At 55.3% G+C, this 246-nt stretch carries 1 protein-coding gene; it reads right to left on the reverse strand.

Annotation, left to right across the window (positions count from 1 at the left end; genetic code table 11):
- Nucleotides 1-206 (reverse strand): hypothetical protein (locus ACZ3HH_RS30925; protein ID WP_465810510.1); only part of this gene is annotated, 206 nt, incomplete at its 3' end.
- Nucleotides 207-246 lie beyond the last annotated feature (40 nt).

The raw sequence follows: 246 nt of genomic DNA on the forward strand, positions 1-246 counted from the left end.
GGTTTACCTAGGTTTGCGCCGGTCGGCGTTTTCTGCCAGTCGTCGCGGCGCTGCCATAGGTGCCAATAGCCATTTGGATCGGCTTTGACAAATTTCCAGGCGTCCAGGCAGACAGGATTGGCGTTCTGGAACTTGGTAGGGTCTTCCTTCTCCCACACGTGTTTTGCCAGGACATGGAATGGGCTATCCCAGACTGGGTTGCCCATAAGCTGCTCAAACCGTGAGTACGGTTGGGTCAGTTCCATC

The sequence above is a fragment of the Pseudomonas sp. PME37.24/025 genome, assembly GCF_055556615.1.